16 protein-coding genes are annotated in these 21,376 nt (G+C 74.2%); 9 read left to right on the forward strand and 7 right to left on the reverse strand.

Annotation, left to right across the window (positions count from 1 at the left end; all coding sequences use genetic code 11):
- Window positions 1-3: 3 nt before the first annotated feature.
- The 3 genes from AB0C78_RS12925 to AB0C78_RS12935 are packed head-to-tail and all read left to right on the forward strand — an operon-like array spanning window position 4 to window position 3,642.
- Window positions 4-945, forward strand: coding sequence for an alpha/beta hydrolase (locus AB0C78_RS12925; RefSeq protein ID WP_360746166.1), 942 nt, complete (start codon window positions 4-6; stop codon window positions 943-945).
- A gap of 7 nt (window positions 946-952) precedes the next feature.
- Window positions 953-1,891, forward strand: coding sequence for an MBL fold metallo-hydrolase (locus AB0C78_RS12930; RefSeq protein WP_360746169.1), 939 nt, complete (start codon window positions 953-955; stop codon window positions 1,889-1,891).
- 20 nt (window positions 1,892-1,911) lie between these two features.
- Entirely contained in the window at window positions 1,912-3,642 is a 1,731-nt protein-coding gene (locus AB0C78_RS12935) for a CocE/NonD family hydrolase (RefSeq protein ID WP_360746172.1), read from the forward strand.
- Window positions 3,643-3,648: 6 nt separating this feature from the next.
- Here AB0C78_RS12935 and AB0C78_RS12940 read toward each other — a convergent pair whose 3' ends face one another.
- Genes AB0C78_RS12940 through AB0C78_RS12950 form a run of 3 tightly spaced genes read right to left on the reverse strand, consistent with a single transcriptional unit; the run spans window position 3,649 to window position 6,941 of the window.
- On the reverse strand, window positions 3,649-4,272 hold the full coding sequence (locus AB0C78_RS12940) for a TetR/AcrR family transcriptional regulator (protein WP_360746175.1): 624 nt from the start codon (window positions 4,270-4,272) through the stop codon (window positions 3,649-3,651).
- Between the two features lie 4 nt (window positions 4,273-4,276).
- Entirely contained in the window at window positions 4,277-5,407 is a 1,131-nt protein-coding gene (locus tag AB0C78_RS12945) for a hypothetical protein (protein ID WP_360746178.1), read from the reverse strand.
- Window positions 5,408-5,423: 16 nt separating this feature from the next.
- Window positions 5,424-6,941, reverse strand: a complete 1,518-nt coding sequence (locus AB0C78_RS12950) for a hypothetical protein (RefSeq protein ID WP_360746181.1) — start codon at window positions 6,939-6,941, stop codon at window positions 5,424-5,426.
- A gap of 118 nt (window positions 6,942-7,059) precedes the next feature.
- On the opposite strand from AB0C78_RS12950, the gene AB0C78_RS12955 reads away from it, so the two are divergent.
- Window positions 7,060-7,491, forward strand: a complete 432-nt coding sequence (locus tag AB0C78_RS12955; RefSeq protein WP_151538486.1) for an SMI1/KNR4 family protein — start codon at window positions 7,060-7,062, stop codon at window positions 7,489-7,491.
- 23 nt (window positions 7,492-7,514) lie between these two features.
- On the opposite strand, the gene AB0C78_RS12960 is transcribed toward AB0C78_RS12955, so the two are convergent.
- Window positions 7,515-8,756 carry a SpoIIE family protein phosphatase gene (locus AB0C78_RS12960; RefSeq protein WP_360746184.1) on the reverse strand — a complete coding sequence of 414 codons (1,242 nt, stop codon included), beginning with the start codon at window positions 8,754-8,756 and terminating at the stop codon, window positions 7,515-7,517.
- A gap of 94 nt (window positions 8,757-8,850) precedes the next feature.
- Between AB0C78_RS12960 and AB0C78_RS12965 the strand changes: the two genes are divergently transcribed.
- Both AB0C78_RS12965 and AB0C78_RS12970 read left to right on the forward strand, forming a co-directional pair.
- Entirely contained in the window at window positions 8,851-9,441 is a 591-nt protein-coding gene (locus AB0C78_RS12965) for a GNAT family protein (protein WP_360746187.1), read from the forward strand.
- Window positions 9,442-9,570: 129 nt separating this feature from the next.
- The gene (locus AB0C78_RS12970; RefSeq protein WP_151538485.1) at window positions 9,571-9,924 is read left to right on the forward strand and encodes a hypothetical protein; all 354 of its coding nucleotides are present in this window, start codon (window positions 9,571-9,573) and stop codon (window positions 9,922-9,924) included.
- 48 nt (window positions 9,925-9,972) lie between these two features.
- Here the strand turns inward: AB0C78_RS12970 and AB0C78_RS12975 are convergent, their stop codons facing one another.
- Window positions 9,973-11,331: a HAMP domain-containing sensor histidine kinase gene (locus AB0C78_RS12975; protein WP_360746190.1), complete on the reverse strand. Its 1,359-nt coding sequence runs from the start codon at window positions 11,329-11,331 to the stop codon at window positions 9,973-9,975.
- Window positions 11,332-11,556: 225 nt separating this feature from the next.
- On the opposite strand from AB0C78_RS12975, the gene AB0C78_RS12980 reads away from it, so the two are divergent.
- Window positions 11,557-12,210: a class I SAM-dependent methyltransferase gene (locus AB0C78_RS12980; protein ID WP_360746193.1), complete on the forward strand. Its 654-nt coding sequence runs from the start codon at window positions 11,557-11,559 to the stop codon at window positions 12,208-12,210.
- Window positions 12,211-12,267: 57 nt separating this feature from the next.
- Here the strand turns inward: AB0C78_RS12980 and AB0C78_RS12985 are convergent, their stop codons facing one another.
- The gene (locus tag AB0C78_RS12985; protein WP_360746196.1) at window positions 12,268-12,666 is read right to left on the reverse strand and encodes a hypothetical protein; all 399 of its coding nucleotides are present in this window, start codon (window positions 12,664-12,666) and stop codon (window positions 12,268-12,270) included.
- 149 nt (window positions 12,667-12,815) lie between these two features.
- On the reverse strand, window positions 12,816-18,308 hold the full coding sequence (locus tag AB0C78_RS12990; RefSeq protein ID WP_360746199.1) for a carboxyl transferase domain-containing protein: 5,493 nt from the start codon (window positions 18,306-18,308) through the stop codon (window positions 12,816-12,818).
- Between the two features lie 236 nt (window positions 18,309-18,544).
- On the opposite strand from AB0C78_RS12990, the gene AB0C78_RS12995 reads away from it, so the two are divergent.
- Both AB0C78_RS12995 and AB0C78_RS13000 read left to right on the forward strand, forming a co-directional pair.
- Window positions 18,545-19,462: a TIGR02996 domain-containing protein gene (locus AB0C78_RS12995; protein ID WP_360746202.1), complete on the forward strand. Its 918-nt coding sequence runs from the start codon at window positions 18,545-18,547 to the stop codon at window positions 19,460-19,462.
- Window positions 19,459-21,366, forward strand: coding sequence for a hypothetical protein (locus AB0C78_RS13000; protein ID WP_360746205.1), 1,908 nt, complete (start codon window positions 19,459-19,461; stop codon window positions 21,364-21,366). Before AB0C78_RS12995 ends, AB0C78_RS13000 begins: the two co-directional genes overlap by 4 nt.
- Window positions 21,367-21,376 lie beyond the last annotated feature (10 nt).

Below are 21,376 nucleotides of genomic sequence, written 5' to 3' on the forward strand. Positions count from 1 at the left end.
GCCATGCCGCTGCACCCCGAGATCGCCAAGGCCCTCGCCGCCATGCCCGCGCCGCCGCCCGGTCCGCTGGACCCGGAGGCGATGCGCGCCGGCGAGGAGGCGGAGGTCCCGGCCGTCGCCGACCGCCTGCCGCTGCACTCCGTCGAGGACGTCACCGCGCGGACCGCGGCCGGCGAGGTCCCGGTCCGGGTCTACACGCCGGACGACGCCGGCGCGCACGGCCTGCTGGTCTACTTCCACGGCGGCGCGTTCTTCCTCGGCAGCCTGGAGACGCACGACCACGTCGCGCGGAACCTGGCCAAGGAGACCGGGCTCACGGTCGTGTCCGTCGGCTACCGGCGGGCACCCGAGCACGCCTTCCCGGCGGGGCTCGACGACTGCTACGCCGCCGTCCGGTGGACCGCCGAGAACGGCGAGGCCCTGGGCTGGGACGGCACCACGCTGGCCCTCGCGGGCGACAGCTCCGGCGGCACGTTCGCCGCCGCGGTCGCCGCCATGGCGCACGACGACGGCTTCGACCGGATCACCCACCAGGTGCTGTTCTACCCGTCGCTCGACCTGGACTTCGACGTCGACCGCTACGCGTCGCTGCGCGACAACGCCGTCGGCTACGGGCTGGAGACGGCCGGGCTCAAGCCGTTCAACGCCTTCTACATCGGCAGCGGCGCCGACCCGGCGGACCCCCGCGTCTCACCGATCAAGCGGGCGGACCTCTCCGGGCTGCCGCCCGCGCTGATCATCACCGGCGAGCTCGACCCGCTGCGCGACGAGGGCGAGCTGTACGGCCGGAGGCTGGACGACGCCGGCGTGGACGCGACCGTCAGCCGGTACGCCGGCGCGGGGCACGGCTTCGTGCAGCACTTCTCGTGGATCCCCGAGTACCACCGGGCCTACGCGGAGACCCGCGACTTCCTCGCCCGCCCACCCCGCCGCCCCCGCCGCTAGGAGAGCCATGCCCGACGTGAGGATCCACCCCCTGGTCTCGCCGTGGGGCCGGTTCGGTCTCTACAGCTTCTTCATCGACGCGCCGGAGCCCGCGATCGTCGACACCGGCATCGCCTCCTCCCCCGCCGAGGGCATGGCCCCGGCGCTGGAGGCCATCGGCCGCCGGATCGAGGACGTCCGCTGGATCCTGCTGACCCACGGCCACATCGACCACGTCGGCGGCGCCCGCGCCCTGTGGGAGCTGACCGGACGGCGCGCGCGGGTCGTCATCCACGAGGCCGACGCGCCGCTGCTACGCTCGCGCCGCGCGCACGTGGACGAGTACCTCGCCGGGCGCGGCCGGTACCTGAACGACCCCGAGGGCGAGGCGAAGGTGACCGGCGCGGCCGACGCCGTCATCTCCGGCGAGATGGAACCGGACGTGCTCGTCAAGGGCGGCGAGACGATCCCCCTCGGCGGCGGTGTCACGGTCTCCGTCCACGCGATCCCCGGGCACACGCCCGGGTCGGTCGCCTACGTCGTCGACGGCCAGGGCGCCGTCTTCGTCGGCGACGCCGTCCAGGTGCACGGGGCGGCCAACGGCTTCCCGGGGTTCGAGGACCCGGCCGCGTACCGCGCCGGCCTGGAGTACCTGCGCGACGAGGTCCGTCCGCGCCACCTCTATCTCGGCCACCCCTACCGCCGCGCCGACGGCAGGCCGTACGGCGTCGAGCTCGACGCGGCGCAGGCCGAGGAGGCCCTGCGCGAGAGCCTCGACATCGAGGGCCGGGTCGGCAGGGCCGCCCACGCCTGCCTGTGCGCGGGCCTCCAGGAGACCGGCTCGCCGTACTCCCCGTTCGCGCCCGTCGCGCAGGAGGTCGGCTACACCGCCGACCCGACGCTGGAGCCGTCGCCGTTCTTCACCTCGATGCACGGCTACCGCACGCACTTCACCCAGAACTCGTGACAGAGGAGGGCTTCGCGCCCATGGCCGACTTCCGGATCATCCAGGCGGGCCTGGAGAAGATCACCGTCCGCAGGGACCTCCGCGTGCCGATGCGCGACGGCGTCACCCTCGCGGCCGACGCCTACCAGGGCGCCGGCGACGAGCCGCGCCCCGCGCTCGTCGCGCTCAGCCCGTACGGCAAGGAACTGCAGGCGCTCGCGCTCACGACGCCGCCGCAGCGGCGCCCCAGCCCGATGTGGGACGGCTGCATCGAGGCTGGCGACATCGCGCGCGTCGTCAAGGAGGGCTACGTCCACGTCATCGGCGACCTGCGCGGATCGGGCGCGTCCGAGGGCGAGCACATCGGCAACTACAACGCCGGCGGCGTCCCGCTGGGCCAGGACGCCTACGACTTCATCGAGTGGGTCGCGGCGCAGCCGTGGTGCGACGGCAACGTCGGCATGATCGGCATCTCCTACTTCGGCTCGATGCAGGTCCTCGCGGCGGCCGAGCGCCCGCCGAGCCTGAAGGCGATCTTCGTCAGCGGCGGCCACTACGACTTCTACGAGACCACCTACCACGGCGGCGTCATGTGGTTCATGCCGCGCGCCGCCCGCGAGGGCCGCGGCGGCGACTCCGGCTGGGCGTTCACCGACCGGGTCAAGTCCCGGATGCTGGAGACCTACTCCCCGGAGGAGATCCGGGAGCGCGTCGCCGCGCGGCTCCAGGACCCGGACGTCGCCGCCTGGCCCAACCTCGTCCACGTGCTGCACTACCCGAAGAACCACGAGGCCTGGTTCGACATCGTGCTGAACGAGGTCGACGGTGAATGGTACGAGGAGCGCAACCCCGTCACGCTCGCGCCGAACATCGACATCCCGGTCTGGCTCCAGATCGACCAGGGCCGCGGCTGGACGATGGACGGCACCATCGAGGTCTTCAACGCCCTGAAGGGCCCGAAGAAGCTCGACATCGGCCCGTACCCGCCGATGCAGTCGCGCCCCTTCATCGAGGAGCACGACAAGATGTTCCGCTGGTACGAGTACTGGATCAAGGGCGTCGACAACGGGATCATGGACGAGCCCGCCGTGACCGTCCACGTCGAGGGCTCCCGCGAGACCGTCACCGGCGCGCAGTGGCCGCCGAAGGACGTCGAGTACAGGGCGCTCTACCTGCGTCCGCGCCGGAAGCTCTCGTTCGAGCCCGAGCTGATGGGCGCCGAGCACGCCACGCCCGACGGCTTCTACCAGGCGCCGCTGACGGTGACCGACAAGGTGGAGATCCTCAGCTGGAGCACCGCCCCGTTCGACGCGCCGGCGGAGATGATCGGCCAGGGCGCCGCGCACCTGTTCGCGGAGATCGACCAGCCCGACACGAACTTCATCCTGCGCCTGTGGGACGAGGCACCGGACGGCAAGCGGCAGCTCATCACGACCGCCTACCTCAAGGCCTCGCACCGCGAACTCGACGAGGAGCGCACCACCGAGGGGAACCCCTACCACCCGCACACCCGCGCGGTGCCGGTCGAGCCGGGGAGGATCGAGGAGTACGTGCTGCGCGTCTACCCGTTCGCGGCGACGTTCCTGCCCGGCCACAGGCTGGTCGTGGAGCTGTCCAACGACGAGCCGCTCGCCGACGAGCACAACGCGCTGCTCCCGCCGGACGCGTTCCACCTGCCGGTGGGCCGCCCCGTCACGCACAAGATCTACCGCGACGCCGCCCACCCGTCACGGCTGGTGCTGCCGTTCACGACGCGCGCGGCGGCGGAGTAGCAGAGGTCAGGGGACGCGGTGCAGGGACGGCTGCCGCAGCGCGGGGGCCAGCCAGCGCTCCAGCAGGGCGCGGAGCCGTTCGTCGTCGCGGGGCGGCTCGCCGGGGTTCTGCAGCAGCGACGTCAGCAGCCGCATGATGATCTCGGCGAGGCCGGTGAGGTCGTCCTCGCCGATCCCGGCGGCGTCCCAGTCGACGGGGAAGCGGCGCAGCATCAGGGCGCCGTAGCCGATGGCGTCCGCGGTGGTGGCGCCGCGGCCGAAGGCGCTGGAGTCCTTCAGCTGCAGCAGCAGGCTGAGGCGCGGCTCGGTCGGGATGGTCCGGACGCAGAACATCATGCCCTCGACGACGGCCTCGGCCGGGTCGCGGACGCCGCTGCCCCGCAGGTGGGCGACCATCCGGTCCACGAACGACGCGGCGCCCTGTGCGGCGACCTCGCCGACGATGTCGCTGATCCGGGCGAAGTGGCGGTAGACGGTCTGGCGCGTGACGCCGAGCTCGGTCGCGACGTCGGAGAGGGTCGTCTTCGCGACGCCGTGCCGGTCGATGCAGCGGGCGGTCGCGTCGACGATGCGCTGCCGGGCCTCGGCATCCGTCGCGGGGGGCCGGCCTCCCCAGCCGTGGTGCGCCATGGCCCTAGGATCGCACAGGCTCCACGGCCGGTTCCGGCGCGTTGACCCGCAGTACGGCCACGATGAAGCCCGCCGCGGCGACGGCGCACAGCGCGGCGTACCAGAGGCTGCCGATCGGCGTGCCCTGCTCGGTGACGCCGCCCGTCGCACCGAAGTACGCCGGCAGCGCGACCAGCCACAGCACGACGAGGACGGCCAGGTACACCGCCGGGTAGACCCGCGCGAACAGCGGCGACGCCACCCGCGGGGCGCCGCCCGCGCGGGCCGCCCGGTAGGCGTCCGCGAGCAGGTAGAGCCCGGCGATCCAGACCACGGCCAGCTCGGCCGAGAGGATGCCCCGCTGGACGCCGACCTGGTCGTCGCCGCGGAACGCGCCGCTCGGCGCGCTCACGACGATCATCGCGAGCGGTGTCACCGCGCCGGCGACGACGGTGCGCCACGCGACGCTCCAGCCCGGCAGCGCGCTCCGGCCCGGCCTCGCGCCGGTCAGCCGGACGACGAGGTAGGTCATCGCGCCGAACGACACCGAGGCGAACAGCAGCATGCTGTTCATCGGCACCGACGCGAGCGCCGGCCGGTTGATCATCGTGTTCGCCGGGTTCCACGCCCACCACTTCAGCTGCGGGCCGAGCTGGTCGAAGATCTCGTAGAAGACCTGGCAGGCGAACGCGACCGCGACCGCGCCGGCCAGCGGGCCGCGCCGGGCGAACACGCCCAGCGACCGGACCAGCTCGTAGGCGAGCTGCGAGATCGCCGGATAGAACGCCACGATGTAGAGCGGCAGCCGGTCGTACATGAACTGCACCGTGAACACGTTGTGCGAGAAGATGAACCCGACCTGCTTCTCCAGGCCGAACCAGCCCGGGAAGTACAGCGGCGGCTCGATCACCGCCAGGTAGACGACCGAGGCGAACCACAGCGAGATGTTGACCGGGTCGCCGTCGCGCCGCCACCGCCGCCACGCGTGGACGAGCGCGAACACCGCCCCGCCGACGACGAGCGCCTCCAGGACGGGCATGGTGCCGTTCGCCAGGTCGAACGGGTTGCGGAACGTCACCAGGGGATCGGTGTGGTGGCAGGAGAAGCCCAGCTTCTCCGCGACGCGCTCGGCCACCGGGTCGCAGGTGTAGCCCATGTCGCTCCTCCGCTCGTCAGGCGCCGACGAGGTCGTCGCCGCGCCGGGCCGTCCCGGACGGCGCGCCGCCGGTGTAGCCGGTGAAGTCGATGCCGGGCGGGTCCTGCCGTTCGTCGAACCCGCCGGGCACGACCGTCCGGCCGAGCCGCTGCCGCAGCTTGTAGCGCGCGATGCCGAACCAGAACCGCGGGTCCCGGGCCATGTCGCGGAGCGACCGGTCGAGGTTGAACACCTCGGCGAACGTCCGCTCGACGTAGCCGTCCTCGCGGCTCGCGGCGTTGATCGCGTTGAAGACCGGCCAGCTGAAGCGCGCGGCCAGCCGGCGCCGCCAGCGCGGGGCGACCTCCGTCCCGGTCGCGAAGTCGTACGCCTGGTCGCGGGCCATCGCGAGCATCCACGGCACGTCGAGGGACTCCTTCTGCCGGGCGAGGAACGCGCGGAAGAAGGCGAGGTCCAGGGCGTCGCGGCCGCGCAGCATCTCGCCGAGGATGAGCGCGGACCGGGCCGCCGAGCTCATCCCCTGCGCGTAGAACGGGTTGAACGCGCAGATCGAGTCGCCGACGCACACCAGCCCCGCGGGCGGCACGTCCAGCAGGTCGAAGCGCCGCCACTTGTTGCCGGTGGAGCGGGTCAGGTGGACCTCGGAGGTCGGGGTGCACGCGCGGGTCGCGCGGCCGAAGAGCGTGGCCCGCACCCGGTCCGCGGCGGCCTCGAACGCCTCCGCCTTGCGGGGCATCTCGATCCCCCACGACCCCATGCACACGATGGCGCGGTCGCCCTCGATCGGGAAGAAGTTGCTGAGGAACTCGTGCTCGGCGGGGTGGTCGCCGGTGTCCTGCGTCGGGGTGACGACGAGGTGCTTCCACCACCACGTCTCCGGGCGCCGGTCGGCGGGCGGCAGGTCGTACCACCGCGAGGTGTAGGTGACCTTGGCGTCGAGAGTCCGCTCCGGCGGCGCGGCCCAGCCGGCCGCGCTCAGCCAGTCGGCGACCGAGGAGCCGCGGCCCAGCGCGTCGACGACCAGGTCCGCGGCCAGGTGGACGTCGTCGCCGCCGGCGGTGCGGTACTCCACGCCCTCGACGCGCCCGCGCGCGGTGCCGCCCCCGGTGGACCGGAGCCCGGTGACGGTCGCGCCCTCGCGGATCTCGATCGCGGGCAGCTCGCGGACCTTGTCGCGCAGCACCCGCTCGATCAGCACCCGCGAGCTGTACACCATCGTCATCGACCCGGTCTTGCGCGGCGCCCAGCCGTCGTTCTCGCAGTACGCCGCGTCCATGGACGGCATCAGGTGCATCCCGCCCGCGGCGATCAGCGCCTCCTCGAAGCCGGGGAAGATCGCGCCGATCGCGCGGCGGCCGGAGTTGAGGAGGAAGTGCGGGTGCTTGCTCTGCGGCACGCCCCGCCGGTGCTCCGCGTCCGGCGGCAGCTCGTCCCGCTCCAGCACGATCACCTCGTCGAAGCGGCGGGCGAGCACGCCCGCGGCGCACAGCCCCGCCACGCTCCCGCCGAGCACCACGGCCGTTCCGCGTCCCATCCGCCCCGCCCTCCATTCATACAGATGATGAGTGAATGTATGATTGCCGGGACGGCGCGTCAAGGGCCCCGGGCCCGTCGGCTGGACGGCGCGGGTTCCCTTTCGTCATGATTCGCGAATGTGGCGTGAGCTGATCGACGAACACACCCGCGAGGCCCGCTTCGCCCCGCCCGCCACGGAGCGGGAGCTGCAGCGCGTCGAGGAGAGCCTGGGGCACCTGCTCCCCGACGACCTGGCCGGGCTGCTCGGCGAGACCGACGGCGTGGTCGACGCCAACGGCTACAACCTGGTCTTCTCCGCCGACCAGGTGCTGCAGGGCAACCTGGAGATGCGCACCTACCCCGCCCTGAAACGGCTCTACATGGCCTTCGACCAGCTGCTGTTCTTCTCCGACGCGCCCGGCGACGGCAACCTGTTCGCCTACGCCCTCGTCCCCGAGGGCCGGCCCGACATCTTCGTCTGGGACCACCGGACCGACAACCGGCGCTGCGTCGCACCGTCCCTGGAGCACTTCGTCAAGGCCTGGCTCACCGGCCGCGTCCAGCTCTGATCCCGCCGCCTGCGGCGCGAGGGTCAGAGCCGGGCGATGACGAGGGCGATGTCGTCGGGGCCGCCGCCCTCGACGCCGAGCCGGGCCAGCACGACGTCGGCCAGCTCCGCGGCCTCGTACCGGGCGGCGTCGGCGAGCGCGCCCGTGAGCCGGTCGAGACCCGCGTCGATGTCCTCGTCGTGGCGTTCGATGAGCCCGTCGGTGTACAGCACCAGCGTGTCGCCGGGCTCGTAGGAGGCGTTGGCCTGCGGGCGCGGCACCGGCTGCACGCCGAGCGGCGGGTCCGTCGCCAGGTCGAGCAGGTCGTGGCGGCCGTCGGCGTGCGCGAGCACCGGCGGCGGATGCCCCGCGCTGCTGTAGGTCACCATCCGGTTCCGGGTGTCGACGACCACCTCGACGACCGTGGTGTTCAGCGCCGCCTCCAGCGACCCCGCGTACAGGCCGAGGACCTCCAGCGCCGGCGCGGGACGCTCGACCGCGCGCATCGCGGCGCTCAGCGCGCTGCGGAGCATCCCCATCGCCGCGGCCGCCTCGAGCCCGTGCCCGACCACGTCGCCGACCGCCAGCGCGAACCGGTCGGGCGGCAGGTCCACGACGTCGTACCAGTCGCCGCCGACGCTCAGCCCCCGGGTGGCGGGCAGGTACCGGACCGCCACCTCGCCGCGCACGTCCAGGTCGGGCGTCGTCAGCATGGCCCTCTGCAGCGTCAGCGCGACCTGCCGCTCGCGCGCGTGCGCCCGGCGCAGCTCCGCGTTCAGCCGCTGCAGCTCGCGCGCCCGCGCGTACAGCTTGGCCTCCAGCGTCTGCGCCGTCTCCAGATGCGCGCCCCTCCAGACGCCGGGACGCTCGCCGCGCGCGGCCTCCCGGCCGGACGTCACGTACGGGGTGACGTCCTCGGCCTGGTGGACGATCCACGCGATCCGCCCGTCCGCGCCGGGCACCGGGACGTTCACCAGCGCCCACCAGCGCTCCTCGGTCCCGTCCGGCCCGGGGATGCGATGCCTCTGCAGCGGCATCGTGTCGGGCTCGCCCGTGGCCAGCGCCCGGTTCAGCGAGGCCTCCAGGTTCCGCGTCCCCTCGGCGTCCGCCGCGTCGGGGAACGCCTCGAACACGTGGAGGCCGACGAGGTCCTCGCGGGCCCGGCCGGTGGCGTCCTCGAAGGCGCGGTTGACGTCCGCGATCACCAGGTCGGGGCCCGTCACCAGCGACGGGCTGGGCATCGCGGCGAACAGCGCCGCGTGGTCGACCCCCGCCGCCACGCTCACCGGCTCTCCCTCCCCCACCTGCGCCGACATTCCCCGGAGTGCGGGCCCCAACCCGCCGTGCCGCATGCGGCGGGCCGGAGGAAACTGGGCGGTCATGGAAAGGGAAACGGGCTTCCAACAGGTGCTCGCCGGGCCGGGGCTGCGGCTGGAGCCGCTCGCCGCCGGGCACGCGGCCGGGCTGCTCGCCGCCGCCGACGACGAGGTCTTCGCCCACCTGCCCTATCCGAGACCCGCCTCGATCCAGGAGATGCGCGCCTGGATCGAGGCGGCGCGCGGGGAGCCGCTGCGCCGGCCGTACGCGATCGTCACCGGCCAGGGCGTCGCGGGGACCAGCTCGTACTGGTACCCCGACCCGGTGCGCGGGCAGATCGAGATCGGCTCCACGTGGCTCGGGCGCCGCTGGTGGGGCACCGGCGCCAACGCCGAGGCCAAGCGCCTCATGCTCGCCCACGCCTTCGGCGTCCTCGGCTTCGCCAAGGTCGCGTTCCGCACCGACGCCGCCAACGCCCGGTCGCGGCGGGCGCTGGAGAGGCTCGGCGCGCACCGCGACGGCCTGGTGCGGCGCGACTGGCCGCGCCCCGACGGGACCTGGCGCGACAGCGTCTACTACTCGATCCTCCGCACCGAATGGCGGGACGGCACCGGCGGACCGCCGCCCGATATGGGCGTTTCACATAGTTCTTAAGTTCCCGCCGAAAAGGGTGAGAGCCGCCGGAAGCGGGGTAGGGCGCCCGGCTGACGGCATGAACGAGAAGTCTCAAGGTCAGGCCGGCGCGGCCCGGACCCGCCGGCCCCGGCAGTAAGGACGTCTTCCATGCTCTCCTGCCTGCGCATCCTCACGGCCGCCTCGCTGGCCGCCGTGGCGGCCGGGCCGGTCACCGCCGCGACCGCCGCGTCCGCCGCCGAGCGGCCGGGCCGGCCCGCCGCCGACTTCAGCTGCTCGAAGCTGGTCCTGTCCACCAGCGGGCTCGCGCGCGGGGTGCGCGGCTGCCGGCCGGAGAAGGCCGGCGCCCGCGCCTCCGGCGACATCCACGGCACCTTCACCATCCACGGCTTCGTCCCGGAGAAGGCGAAGCCCGTGACGGTCACCTGCAGGCCGGACCCCGACCTGCCCAACGACCCGTCCGGCGCGTACGTCCGCGAGCTCTTCGGCTTCCACTGCCGATGACGCCCGCCGGGCGCCGCCCGCCCGCCGGACGCCGCCCGCCCGCCGCGGTCAGCCGTGCGGCGCCGCGAGCGGGAGGCGCAGGACGAACCGGGCCCCGCGCGGGGAGTCCTCGACGTACAGCGTGCCGTTGTGGGTCTCGGCGACGGCGCGGCAGATCGCGAGGCCGAGGCCGCTGCCACCGGGCTCGCGGCGGCGGCCCTCGGTCAGCCGGGTGAACGGCTCGAAGATCCGTTCCCGGTCGCCCGGCGCGATCCCGTCGCCGTCGTCCTGGACGGCGACCGTCGCGTCGCCGTCCGCGCGCCGCACCGTGACCTGCACGCCGGTGCGGGTGTGGCGCTGGGCGTTGACCAGCAGGTTGGCCAGCACCCCGGCGAGCTGCACCCGGTTGCCGGTGACGGTGAGCTCCTCGTCCGCGCTGACCTGGACGGGCGGCCCGCCGCCGCGCCTGGCCGCCTCCTCGCGCGCGAGGGCGGCCAGCCCGACCGGCTCCACCGCCCGGGGCCCGGTGCTGATCCGGGCGAGCATCAGCATCTCCTCGATGATCGCCTGGAGCCGCTCGGCGGTGGCGAGCGCGTCCCGGACGCCGCGGCGCGCGTCGGCCTCGGGGAACAGCAGCACCTCCTCCAGCTGCGTCCGCAGGCCCGTGAGCGGGCGGCGCAGCTCGTGGGAGACCATCGAGCCGAACCGGCGCTGGCGCTCCATCGCGTCCTGGAGCCGGGCGAGGGTCTGGTTGGCGGTGCGCGCCAGCCGGGCGATCTCGTCGTCGCCGGACGGCTGCGGCACGCGCAGGCTGAGGTCGCTGATGGTGATCTCGGCGATCTGCGCCCGCATCGCCTCGACGGGACGCAGCGTGCGGCCGACCAGCGACCAGGTGACCCAGGCCGTGAGCAGGGCGGCCACCAGCACGCAGACGGCGACGAGGGCCTCCAGCCGGTGGGTGGCGAGCAGCACGGGCCGCGGCATCGCCGCGTACACGATGTGCGTCTGCCCGCCCCACAGCTGGGCCGCCTCCTGCGGGGAGACCCGGCTGGCGGTGAGCATCAGGCACCGCCCGTTCGCGCACTGGACGACGCTCTGGATCCGGTCGTCGTCGGGCGGCCGGAGCGTGCTCAGCGCGGGCAGCCCGCTCGCCGCCCGGCTGGCCGACACCACGCTGCCGTTGGCGTCGACGAGCTGCAGGTAGGGGACGCGCGCGCTGGTGATCGGCTGCGGCGGGGTCGGCGAGCGCATCGAGCCGATCCACTCGGTCGCGGCCCGCTGGGTGTCCCGGAAGGCGTCCCGCTCGATGCGGTTGTGGACGGCGGTGTCCACGCCGACGCCGATGACCGCGTAGACCAGCAGCGACACGCCCGTCATGGCCAGGGTGAAGCGCGCCCGGATCGAGGACGGCGCGAGACGCGGACGCACCCTGCCGTCACCCCCCGGTCGCCGCCTGCCCTTCCCCTTCCCCTATTAGGCGGCACCGTCGCGCGGCCCTTGGTCGGCACGCCGCAAAGGCGGCGTAACTCCTCCGCTACGAACCGGGAAAACCCGGCGGCCGCGGGGCGGGGCGTCCCCGTTCGCGGCGGATCCGCGGGGTGCGCGTGCGACGATGCGGGAAGGCGTGCCGGCATCGGTGCAGGGAGGCGCGGAATGTCCGAGCGGACGGGCGACGGGTACGGCGGGCGCCGGGCGACCAGCCACGAGCGGATGACCGGGCTGCAGTGGGACGAGTCCTACCAGGGCGAGGAGCCGGCGCCGTGGGACGCGGGCCGGCCGCAACCGGCGGTGGAGCGCCTCGCCGACGAGGGCGCCTTCACCGGCCCGGTCCTCGACGCGGGCTGCGGCACCGGCGAGAACGCGCTCCGGATCGCCGCCGCGGGAGCGCGGGTCCTCGGGGTCGACGTCGCCGGGACGGCGCTGGCGATGGCCCGGGAGAAGGCGCGGGACCGCGGCCTCGACGCGGAGTTCGCGCTCGCCGACGCGTTCCAGCTCGCCCGCCTCGGCCGGACGTTCGAGACGGTCCTCGACTGCGGCCTGTTCCACACCTTCGACGACGGCGAGCGGGGCGAGTACGTCGAGAGCCTCGCCGCCGTGACCGCGTCCGGCGGCCGCCTCTTCCTGCTCTGCTTCAGCGACGCCGAGCCCGGCGACTGGGGTCCGCGGCGCGTCACCCAGGACGAGCTCCGGCAGTCCTTCGACCGGACGCACGGCTGGGAGGTCGAGTCGATCGCCCCGGAGCGGCTGGTGACGAGCTTCGACGGCGTGGGCGTCGCCGCCTGGCTCGCCGCGATCCGGCGGGCCTGAGCGGCAGGCTAGGCCTGGCCCGAGCGGCGGGCCTGAGCGGCGGGCCTGAGCGGCGGGCTAGGCCTTCACGGCCTCGCCGGCGGTGCCGGACGCGCCGGTCCCGATCCGGCGGACGCGCCGCTCGACGTCCTTGCGGGCCCCGTCGGTGCCGGGCGCCGCGCCCGTCCGGAGGGTCCCGGCGTCCGCGGTCGAGCCCGTCCCGACCTGCTTGACGCGGCGCCGCACGTCCGCCTGGGCGTCCTTGGTGCGCGGGCCCGCGTCCGGCGCGACGTCGCCGGCGTCCTCGCGCCCGCCGGTCCCCATGTGCTTGACGCGCCGCTCGACGTCCTTGCGGGCGCCGCCGGTCCGCGTGCCGTTGCCGAGCGTTCCCCGCTCGGCGCTCGCGCCGGTGCCGACGCGCTTGACGCGGCGCGCCACGTCCGCCTCGGCGTCCTTCCTGCCGGAACCCTTGCCCATTGCGCGCTCCCCCGTAGCCGGCGTCCGTCCAGGCCGTGCCGGCGCGCGCCGCGGGCTCCCGCCCACCGGCACGCGCGCCGGGCACATTCCAGCTGGTACCCCGCTGACCTGGGAGCAAGCCTCGGCGGGACGTCCCCGCCGGGCCCGCCTCAGCCGCGGGCGAGCCCGGACTCGATCGCCTCGATGATCCGGGGACGCAGCTCCGCGGCGCCGATGACGGCGTCGACGGAGCCGACCTCGACCGCGCGCCGGATGTCGTGCACGCGGTCGAACTCCGCCGCGACCTCGCCGAGCTTCTCGGCGCGGACCGACGACCGCAGCTCGTCGAGCTCCGCGGTCACCGTGGCGCGGCCCGGGCCGGTGGCGGCCGCGACGCGGGCCTCCAGCTCCCGGACGCGCGGGTCGGCGGCCGTGCGGGCGTCGACGTCGCGGGCGAACACCACGGCGGCGGCGGGGGCCCCGCCGAGCACCGAGGCGAACGAGCCCTCCAGCGCGAACACCGTCATGTTCGGGTTGAGCGCCTTGGAGAACACCACGAACGCGCCGCCGTGGTACCGCGAGATCACGCAGAACACGATGGGTCCGCGGAAGTTGACGATCGCGCGGCCGATCTCCGCGCCGTACTCCAGCTGGAGCTTGCGCATCGACTCCGGCGAGCCGTCGAAGCCCGACAGGTTCGCGAGGACCACCAGCGGGCGGTTGCCGCTGGCCGCGTTGATCGCCCGCGCGGCCTTCTTCGACGAGCGCGGGAACAGCGTGCCCGCGGTGTAGGAGTCCGGGCCGTCGGTGGGCGGGAAACCGCGCCGCGGCACCGCCTGCGACTCGATGCCGAGCAGGCACACCGGGACGCCGCCGAGATGCACGTCCTGGACGACCGCGGTGTCCGCGTCGGCCATGCCCGCCCAGCGCTCCAGCACCGGGTGGTCCTGGTCGGACAGCGCCCGCATCACGGTGCGGATGTCGAACGGCTTCTTGCGGTCCGGGTTGGCCTCGGCGGAGAAGATCTCGCCGACGGTGGCGAAGTCGCTGCCCTCCACGACGTGCGGGAAGGCGGAGACGTCGCGGTCGGCCGGGTCGGACGTCGGGGCCCGGCGCGGCCCCCGCTCCCCCGGCACGACGTAGGCGTGGTCGTAGTGCGCCATGAGGATGTCCCGCGCGGCGGTCAGGTTCGGCGCCCAGTACTGCGCCTGCCCGTTCGGGCCCATCACCCGGTCGTAGCCGCCGATGCCGAAGTTGTCCTCGGCCGACACGCCGCCGGAGAAGTCGAGCGACTGCTTGCCGGTCAGCACCATCGCCGAGTCCGGGGTCATCACGAGGACGCCCTTGGTGTGCATCAGCATCGTCGCCTCGGCGTTCCAGTACGGCTGGGCGCCGACGTTGATGCCCGCGACCACGATGTTGATCTCGCCGCCGTCCTGGGTGAACTCGACGATCCGCTTGAGCGCGGCGGCCACCCAGTCCATGTTCTCGGTGCCGGACTCCATGGAGATCCGGGCGCCGGCGGACAGCGCGTACCACTCGAGCGGCACCCGCATCCGCTCGGCCAGGTCCAGCGCGGCGATCACGCGGCGGCACTCCGGCTCCGACAGCGCGCCGAGCGCCTTCGTCGGGTCGCCGAGCAGGACGACGCGGGTGACGCCCTCGGGGTGCCGGGCGGTCGGCGTGGTGACGACGCCCGCGACCATCGCCGCGGTGTTGCGTCCCTTCGGCCGGTCGACCGGCACCAGGGCGTTCGCGTCGTCGAGGTCGTGCTCGGTGAAGTCGCCGAGCATCGCGGTCAGCTCGTACGGGTAGACGGTGTTGCGGGCGCTCGCGCGCAGCACCTTCTGCCGGTAGCCGTCGACGGGCTCGATCGGCTCGTCGGACGGCTCGCCGACGGTCAGCTCGACGCCGCCCGCGGCGTCGAACGCCAGCCGCACCGCGATCTTGGTCAGCTCGCCGGTGCTCCGGTCCCGCTGCCGGCCGATGAGCAGGATCTCCTCCAGCCCGGCGCCCGCGGTCGTCGGCAGCACCCGGCTGATGATCATCTCCAGCTCCGCGCGGGTGAGGTCGATCGGCGGCCACACGTACAGCACGATCCGGTTGGTGTCGAACCGGTTCTTCGACGGCCGCCGCGACCGGGCGCGGCGGATCGAGTCGACGCAGGTCGCGATGGAGTACTCCGCCATCGGCAGCGTCGCGAGCCGGCCCTCGTGGTCGCGCAGCTCGGTGAGGTCGCGGACCTGCGCGAACGCGACGAGCCGGTCGTCGGACGGGTTCTCCCGCGCGACGCACCGGAACAGGTAGACCTCCTCGTCCGCCGACGGCAGCCGGGTGAGGTCGAACCTGTTCAGCCGCTCCAGCTGCATCCGCTGCGCGATGTAGGGGTGCAGGCCGCGGATCAGCCGCTCCTCCGCCATCCCGGTGGCGGACGGGCGGAACGTGAAGTGGTGGTGCATCACGGCGCCGGCGCTGCCCGCGACGGTGGCGGTGAGCCGGCGGACCCGCGGCGGCAGCGGGTGCGCGGCGATGACCTCCTGCAGCGCGGCCGCCATGGCGTCGAAGTCCTCGGGCTGGTTCTCCCAGGCCAGGTAGATGTCGGCGTCGATGGCGTCCGCGCCGCCGGCCAGCTCGGCGAGCCCGCGCAGCGCACCGCCGAGCTCCTCGAACCGGACAGCGGCGGACGCCACGCACGACCCGGCGCGCTCGGCGACCACGAACGCGCAGGCCGCGCCGCCGTCGTGGCCCGGAGTATGCACGGTGCGGACGCCGGTGAGGCCCTTGTTGCCGTAGTAGCGGCGGGTCAGCACCTCCAGCATGACCGAGTTGTCGCGGTCGTGGCGGACGAGCCGCTGCCCGAGCAGCCGCACCAGCGGCTCGGTGCTGCGCACCATCTCGGCGATGCGCTCGGCGCGGTCCGGGGCGTCGGGGTGGGCGTCCAGGTGGCGCAGGTGCCGGCGGACGGCGGCGTAGACGCGGGCGCGGTTGCGGCGCAGCAGCGGCTGCGCGAACCAGGCGAACACCACGCCGCACGCGAGGTCGTAGACGACGGGGAAGCGCATCTGCGTCGCGGCGACGAGCCGCTCCAGCGCGAGGCCGACGGGCTCGCGCAGCACCTCGTCCGGCGGCGGCTCCTGCAGCCACGCGCGCAGCAGCGCCGTGACGACCGCGGCGTCGGTGGCGGCGCGCTGCTGGGCCAGGAAGATCCGGAACACCGCGGCCTCGAGCTCCGGCGAGCGCTCCAGGTCGGTGACGCCGTAGTGGGCGAGCGCCTTGGCGAGCCTGGCCCGGTACTCCTCCGGCAGTCCGGCCCGCTCGACGTCGAGGCTCTGCAGGTAGGTGTGGAAGTACTCGCGGGCGCTGTGGACGTGGCCGGTGCCGGCCCCGTCGCCGTCGGCGCCGGGCGCCGGGGTGTCGCGGGTCAGCTCGGCGAGGTCGGCGAACACGTCGACGAGCGCGAGCTCCTCCTCCACGGTCCGGTGGCCGTCCGCGGCGGCCGCCCCGCGCGCGGCGAGGTAGCCGTCGAGCGCCCGGCGGTCGTCGTGCGGGTCGGCGTCGAAGCCCAGCAGCAGGCTGCGCAGCTCCTCCAGGCCGCGGGCGGCGCGCTCGCGCGCCGGGACCTCGGCGGGCTCGGCGGGCAGGTCGAGCTCGACGGCGCCGGCCGCGCCGGCGTCCTCGGTCTCGGTGCCGTCGGAGAGCGGCTCCAGCCGCAGCAGCGGCGCGCCGGTCTCCACCTGGCCGCCGACGGAGACGACGCACTCCTTCAGCCGCGCCCGGAACGGCGCGCGCAGCACCGTCTCCATCTTCATGCTCTCCAGCACCAGCACCGGCGCGCCCGCCTCGACCTCGGCGCCGACCTCCAGCGGCGTCGCGACCACCAGCGCGGGCGCGGGCGAGCGGACGACGCCGCCCTCGTCCCGGCTGACCCGGTGCGTGACGCCGTCCACCTCGACCAGGTGGATCGGCCCGTGCGTGCCGGTGACGAGGCGGTACCGGGCGCCGTTGACGACGATCTGGCCGGTGTGCCGGTCGAAGCGGTCGAGCTCGACGGTGGCGGTGCGGACGCCGTCGCCGGCCTCGACGCCGACGCGGAACCGCTGCGCGCCGATCCGCGCGACGCGCACCCGGTAGCCGGCGCCGCGCAGCTTGAGGTCGAGGGGCCGGCCGCTCTCGTGCCGGACCTGCGGGCGCCCGCCGGACGCCGTGGACAGCAGCCGGTGCCGCTCGGCGGCCTCCTCCGCCTCGTAGGCCTCGATGGCGGCGGCCGCCAGCGCGACCGCGGAGTGCCGGTGCGAGACGAGGTCGCCCTCGGCGCGGACGCGGTCGATCCAGCCGGTGTCGGCGCTGCCGGAGATCACCTCGGGCCGGTCGAGCAGGTCGAGCACGAAGCTCTTGTTGGTCGCGCCGCCCTCGATGATCACGGTGGTCTGCGCCATCGCCCGGCGCAGCCGGCCGAGCGCCTCCTCGCGGTCCCGGCCGTAGGCGATGATCTTGGCGATCATCGAGTCGAAGTCGGCGGGGATGGTGTCGCCCTCGGCGACGCCGGTGTCCACCCGGACGCCGGGCCCGGCGGGCAGGTCCAGCCGGGCGATGCGGCCGGGGGACGGCGCGAAGTCGCGGTCGGGGTCCTCGGCGTTCAGCCGGGCCTCGACGGCGTGCCCGCGCTCCACCGGCGGCGCGCCCTCCAGCCGTCCGCCGGACGCCACGTGCAGCTGCGCCTTGACCAGGTCGAACCCGGTGGTGGACTCGGTGATCGGGTGCTCGACCTGGAGGCGGGTGTTGACCTCCAGGAACGCGAGCAGGTCCTCGCCGGGGTGGTAGAGGAACTCGACGGTGGCGGCGCCGCGGTAGCCGACCGCGACCGCGAGCCGCTCGGCGGAGGCCTTCAGCTCGGCGGCCCGCGCGGGCGGCAGCACCGGCGACGCCGACTCCTCGATGATCTTCTGGTTGCGGCGCTGCACCGAGCAGTCGCGCACGCCGAGCGCCCACGCGGTCTCGCCGTCGGCGATCACCTGGACCTCGACGTGCCGGGCGCCGGTGACGAGGCGCTCCAGGAAGACGACGCCGCTGCCGAACGCGCGCGCGGCCTCCTGGCTGGTGCGCTCGTAGGCGTCGTCGAGTTCGGCCTCGCTGGTGATCACGCGGATGCCGCGCCCGCCGCCGCCGGCGGTCGCCTTCAGCATCAGCGGGTAGCCGATCTCGGCCGCCGCGGCGCGGGCGGCGTCGAGGGTCTCGACGGCGCCGCGGCTCCACGGCGCGACCGGGACCCCGACCTCCTCGGCGATCAGCTTCGCGCCGATCTTGTCGCCGAGCCGGCGCATCGCGTCCGGGCTCGGCCCGACGAACGCGACGCCGGCCTTCTCGCACACCTCGGCGAACGCCGGGTCCTCGGCGACGAAGCCCCAGCCGACCCAGGCGGCGTCGGCGCCGGTCTCGACCAGCGCGCGCTCGAGCGCCTTCAGGTCGAGGTACGGGCGCGCGGACGCGGGGCCGAGGTCGTAGGACAGGTCCGCCTCGCGCACGAAGGCGGCGGTCCGGTCGACGTCGGTGTACAGGGCGACGGTCTCGATCCGTGTCCCGGTCTCCGCGGCGATGTCCCGTACGGCGTGGATGAGCCGCATGGCGGCCTCACCACGATTGACGATGGCGACACGACTGAACACCCGACCGAGCCCTCCTGTAGACCACGATGTCCGCCGGGAACGACGGCTCTCGGCTGTGCCCACCCTTCCGGTTACCCGCCGGTAGCTCCATGTCGCTGACATCGCAGGCTGCGCGGCCCGAGTTGTGGGAAACCTGCAAAAACCCGGACCGCCGCCGAGTGTCGGCGGGCTCCCCTAGGGTGGGGCGGCATGATCACTTCAGCAGCCGACCGGCCGCGGCGCGGCGGCCCGACGCGATGAAGACGGCGGAACTCGAGCAGCGGCTCCGCGAGGAGCCCGGCGACCTCGCCCTGTGGGCGGCCTACAGCGACCGGCTCCAGGAGCAGGGCGACGCCCGCGGCCGGATCATCCGCCTGGAGATGCGCCGCCCGCACCTGCGCGCCGCCGACCGCGACGCCGTGCGGCGCACGATCGTCAACCTCACGCGGCGGCACCGGCGGAGCTGGGACGCCTCGCTCCCGCCGGGCGTGACCGTCCTGGCACGCCGGTACGGGTTCCCGACGAAGGTCGCCGTCCAGTGGTCCGACGCCGCGCCCGCGCTGATCGGGCAGGCGCTGCGGGAACCGTTCGTCACCGGGCTGCGGATCCGGCCGGCGAGCGGCCAGGACGACGACTACTGGGAGGAGGAGACCGACGAGCCGTCCGACTCCATCGACACCGGCGCGCTCGCGACCCTCGACCTCGCCCGGCTCACCGAGCTCGACCTGGCGTACCTGCGCATCGGCGCGCTCGGGGCCAGGGCCGTCGCCGTGTCGGCGTACCTGCACGCCGGCGCCGCCGGCGTCCGGACCGCCGGGGCCGGCGGCCGGCTGGAGTCGCTCGACCTGCGGTACTGCCGCATCGGTGACGACGGCCTGGCGGCGCTCGCCGACTCCCCCGCCTTCCGGGGCGTGCGCCGCGTCCGCCTCCAGAAGAACCTGATCGGCGCGAAGGGCGTGCACGCCCTGCACCGGTTCGAGAACCTGACCGAGCTCGACCTGCGGTACAACGAGATCGGCGCGGAGGGGGCGCGGGCCCTGCTCGCGGCGCCCTTCATCGGCTCCCTCACCCGGCTGTCCCTGCACCGCGACGACGTCGGCGACGACGGCGCGGCCGCGCTCGCACGCGCCCCCCAGCTCCCGCCCGCCCTGCGCATCCTGTGGAGGAACGCATGAGCCTCGAACTCCGCGACCGGTTCTTCGCCCTGTCGGCCGGCCGCGCCCCCGCCGAGGAGATCGACGCCTACCGCGCGGAGGTCGACGCGACCGCCGCCGATCCCGCCGCGACCGTCGACGGGCTCGCGGTCTGCTGGCACCCGACGGCCCGGTTCAAGCAGGTCCGCTTCGTCGACGCCGAACGCCTCGACGCCGGGGTGCGCGACCTGTTCGCCCGGCCCGTCGCGGCCATGCCCGACCTCGCCGCCGTCTTCGCCGACCCCCGGGAGCTGTCGTACCGGACGTTCGAGAACATCCTCCCGCTCGACCGCCTCTTCGCGGACGTCCCGCTCGACCTGGAGCTCACCGGCCGCGAGGAGTTCGCCGAAGGCGCCCACGCGTTCTCGCTCCGGCTCCCCGCCGCCGCCCGGTCCGCCCTCGAAGGCCTCGACGCGCTGGAGCTCTACGTCCCCCCGCTCAACGCCTCGTCGCGCGGCGGCGACCGCTTCATCTTCCACTCGGCCCTGCTCGCCGACGCGCTGGGCGCCGCCGTCCGCGAGGCGCTGCCGGACGCGGTGCTCGACGGCTTCGCGCACGTGAACCCCGTCTTCCGCGGCAACCGCTTCGAGCCCGGCGACGCGAACTTCCACTCCCACCTCGACACGCCGTACTACGACGCCGCGCGGAACCACGTCTCCCGCTACACCGTCCTGCTGTACCTCACCGGCGGCGAGGGCGACCCGGCCCTCGACCTCGCGGGCGGCGGCGCGCTCACCGCGATCGAGCCGTTCACCTGCGTGATCTTCGACCAGCGGTACGAGCACGAGGGCCGGCCCTACCGCGACGGCCGGAAGGTCTTCCTGCGCACCGAGCTGATCTTCAGCGGCGCGGGCCTCGACCACGACCCGGAGATCGGCGCGCTGTTCGGCAAGGCCACCTACTGGACGGGCGAGAGCGTCTTCGCCCCCGAGCTCGCCCGGCACGCCGACGACTACTACAACCGGGTCGCCGCCGCGCACTGGAACGGCCTGTCCCCCTCAGCGTCCGCCTCGGCGTCCGGGCCCGAGCCGTTCGTCCACAAGCGGTTCCGCGGCGTGGAGTACGTCGCGAACGGCTACGACTACTGGTTCCCCAAGGACGGGCTCTCCCCGGCCGAGTGCACCGCGATCACGCTCCTGGACTACTTCAACTGCAAGGTCGGCGGCTCCGCGTACCGCACGCTGTGCGAGACGGAGGTCATCGAGGCCGACGACACGGACTGGATCCCGGCTCTCCTCGCCCGCGGGCGCGGGGAACGCGGCGAGTCGCCGGTCGTGCCGTTCGACAAGTCCGCGCTGTTCCCCGAGCCGGAGGAGCCCGAGACCGACGACCTGCCCGACTGCGCCTGCCCGCTCTGCGCCGGCGACCTCGGCGCCACCTTCGACACCTCGCGCAACGCCGAGATCATCAAGCGGTACGCGCGGGCGCAGGAGCAGGCGAAGGAGGACATCGGGCCTGCGCCGATCCTGCTGCTCGGCGAGGACGTCCTCCTCGACCCGGACCTGTTCGTCGTCGAGGGCGACCGGATCCACGTGCTCGGGAAGGACGCGCTGACGCCGGTGGCGTTCGCCTCCTGCTTCGGCGGCCCTCCCATGCCGTCGGCCGACACCTACGTCGCCACCGCGGCCACCCTGGAGGCCGTGCACGTCCTCGTCCCGCCGATCCTCTTCGCGGAGGACGGTGACTGCTACCACCTCAAGTTCGACTTCTTCCGCAACACCTGGACGGTCGGCCACGAGCAGGCGACCGTGTCCGTCCCGATGATCCGCCCGTTCGACGAGGAGGACCTCCCCGAGGACTGGGAGGACGACTACGACGACGAGGAAGACGAGGACTGGGACGACGAGGAGGAAAAGGAGGAGGAGGAGGAGGCCGTGCCCGCCTAGGCGTGCGGCG

The sequence above is a fragment of the Actinomadura sp. NPDC048394 genome (assembly GCF_040651755.1).
In the GTDB taxonomy this organism is placed as follows: domain Bacteria; phylum Actinomycetota; class Actinomycetes; order Streptosporangiales; family Streptosporangiaceae; genus Spirillospora; species Spirillospora montaniterrae.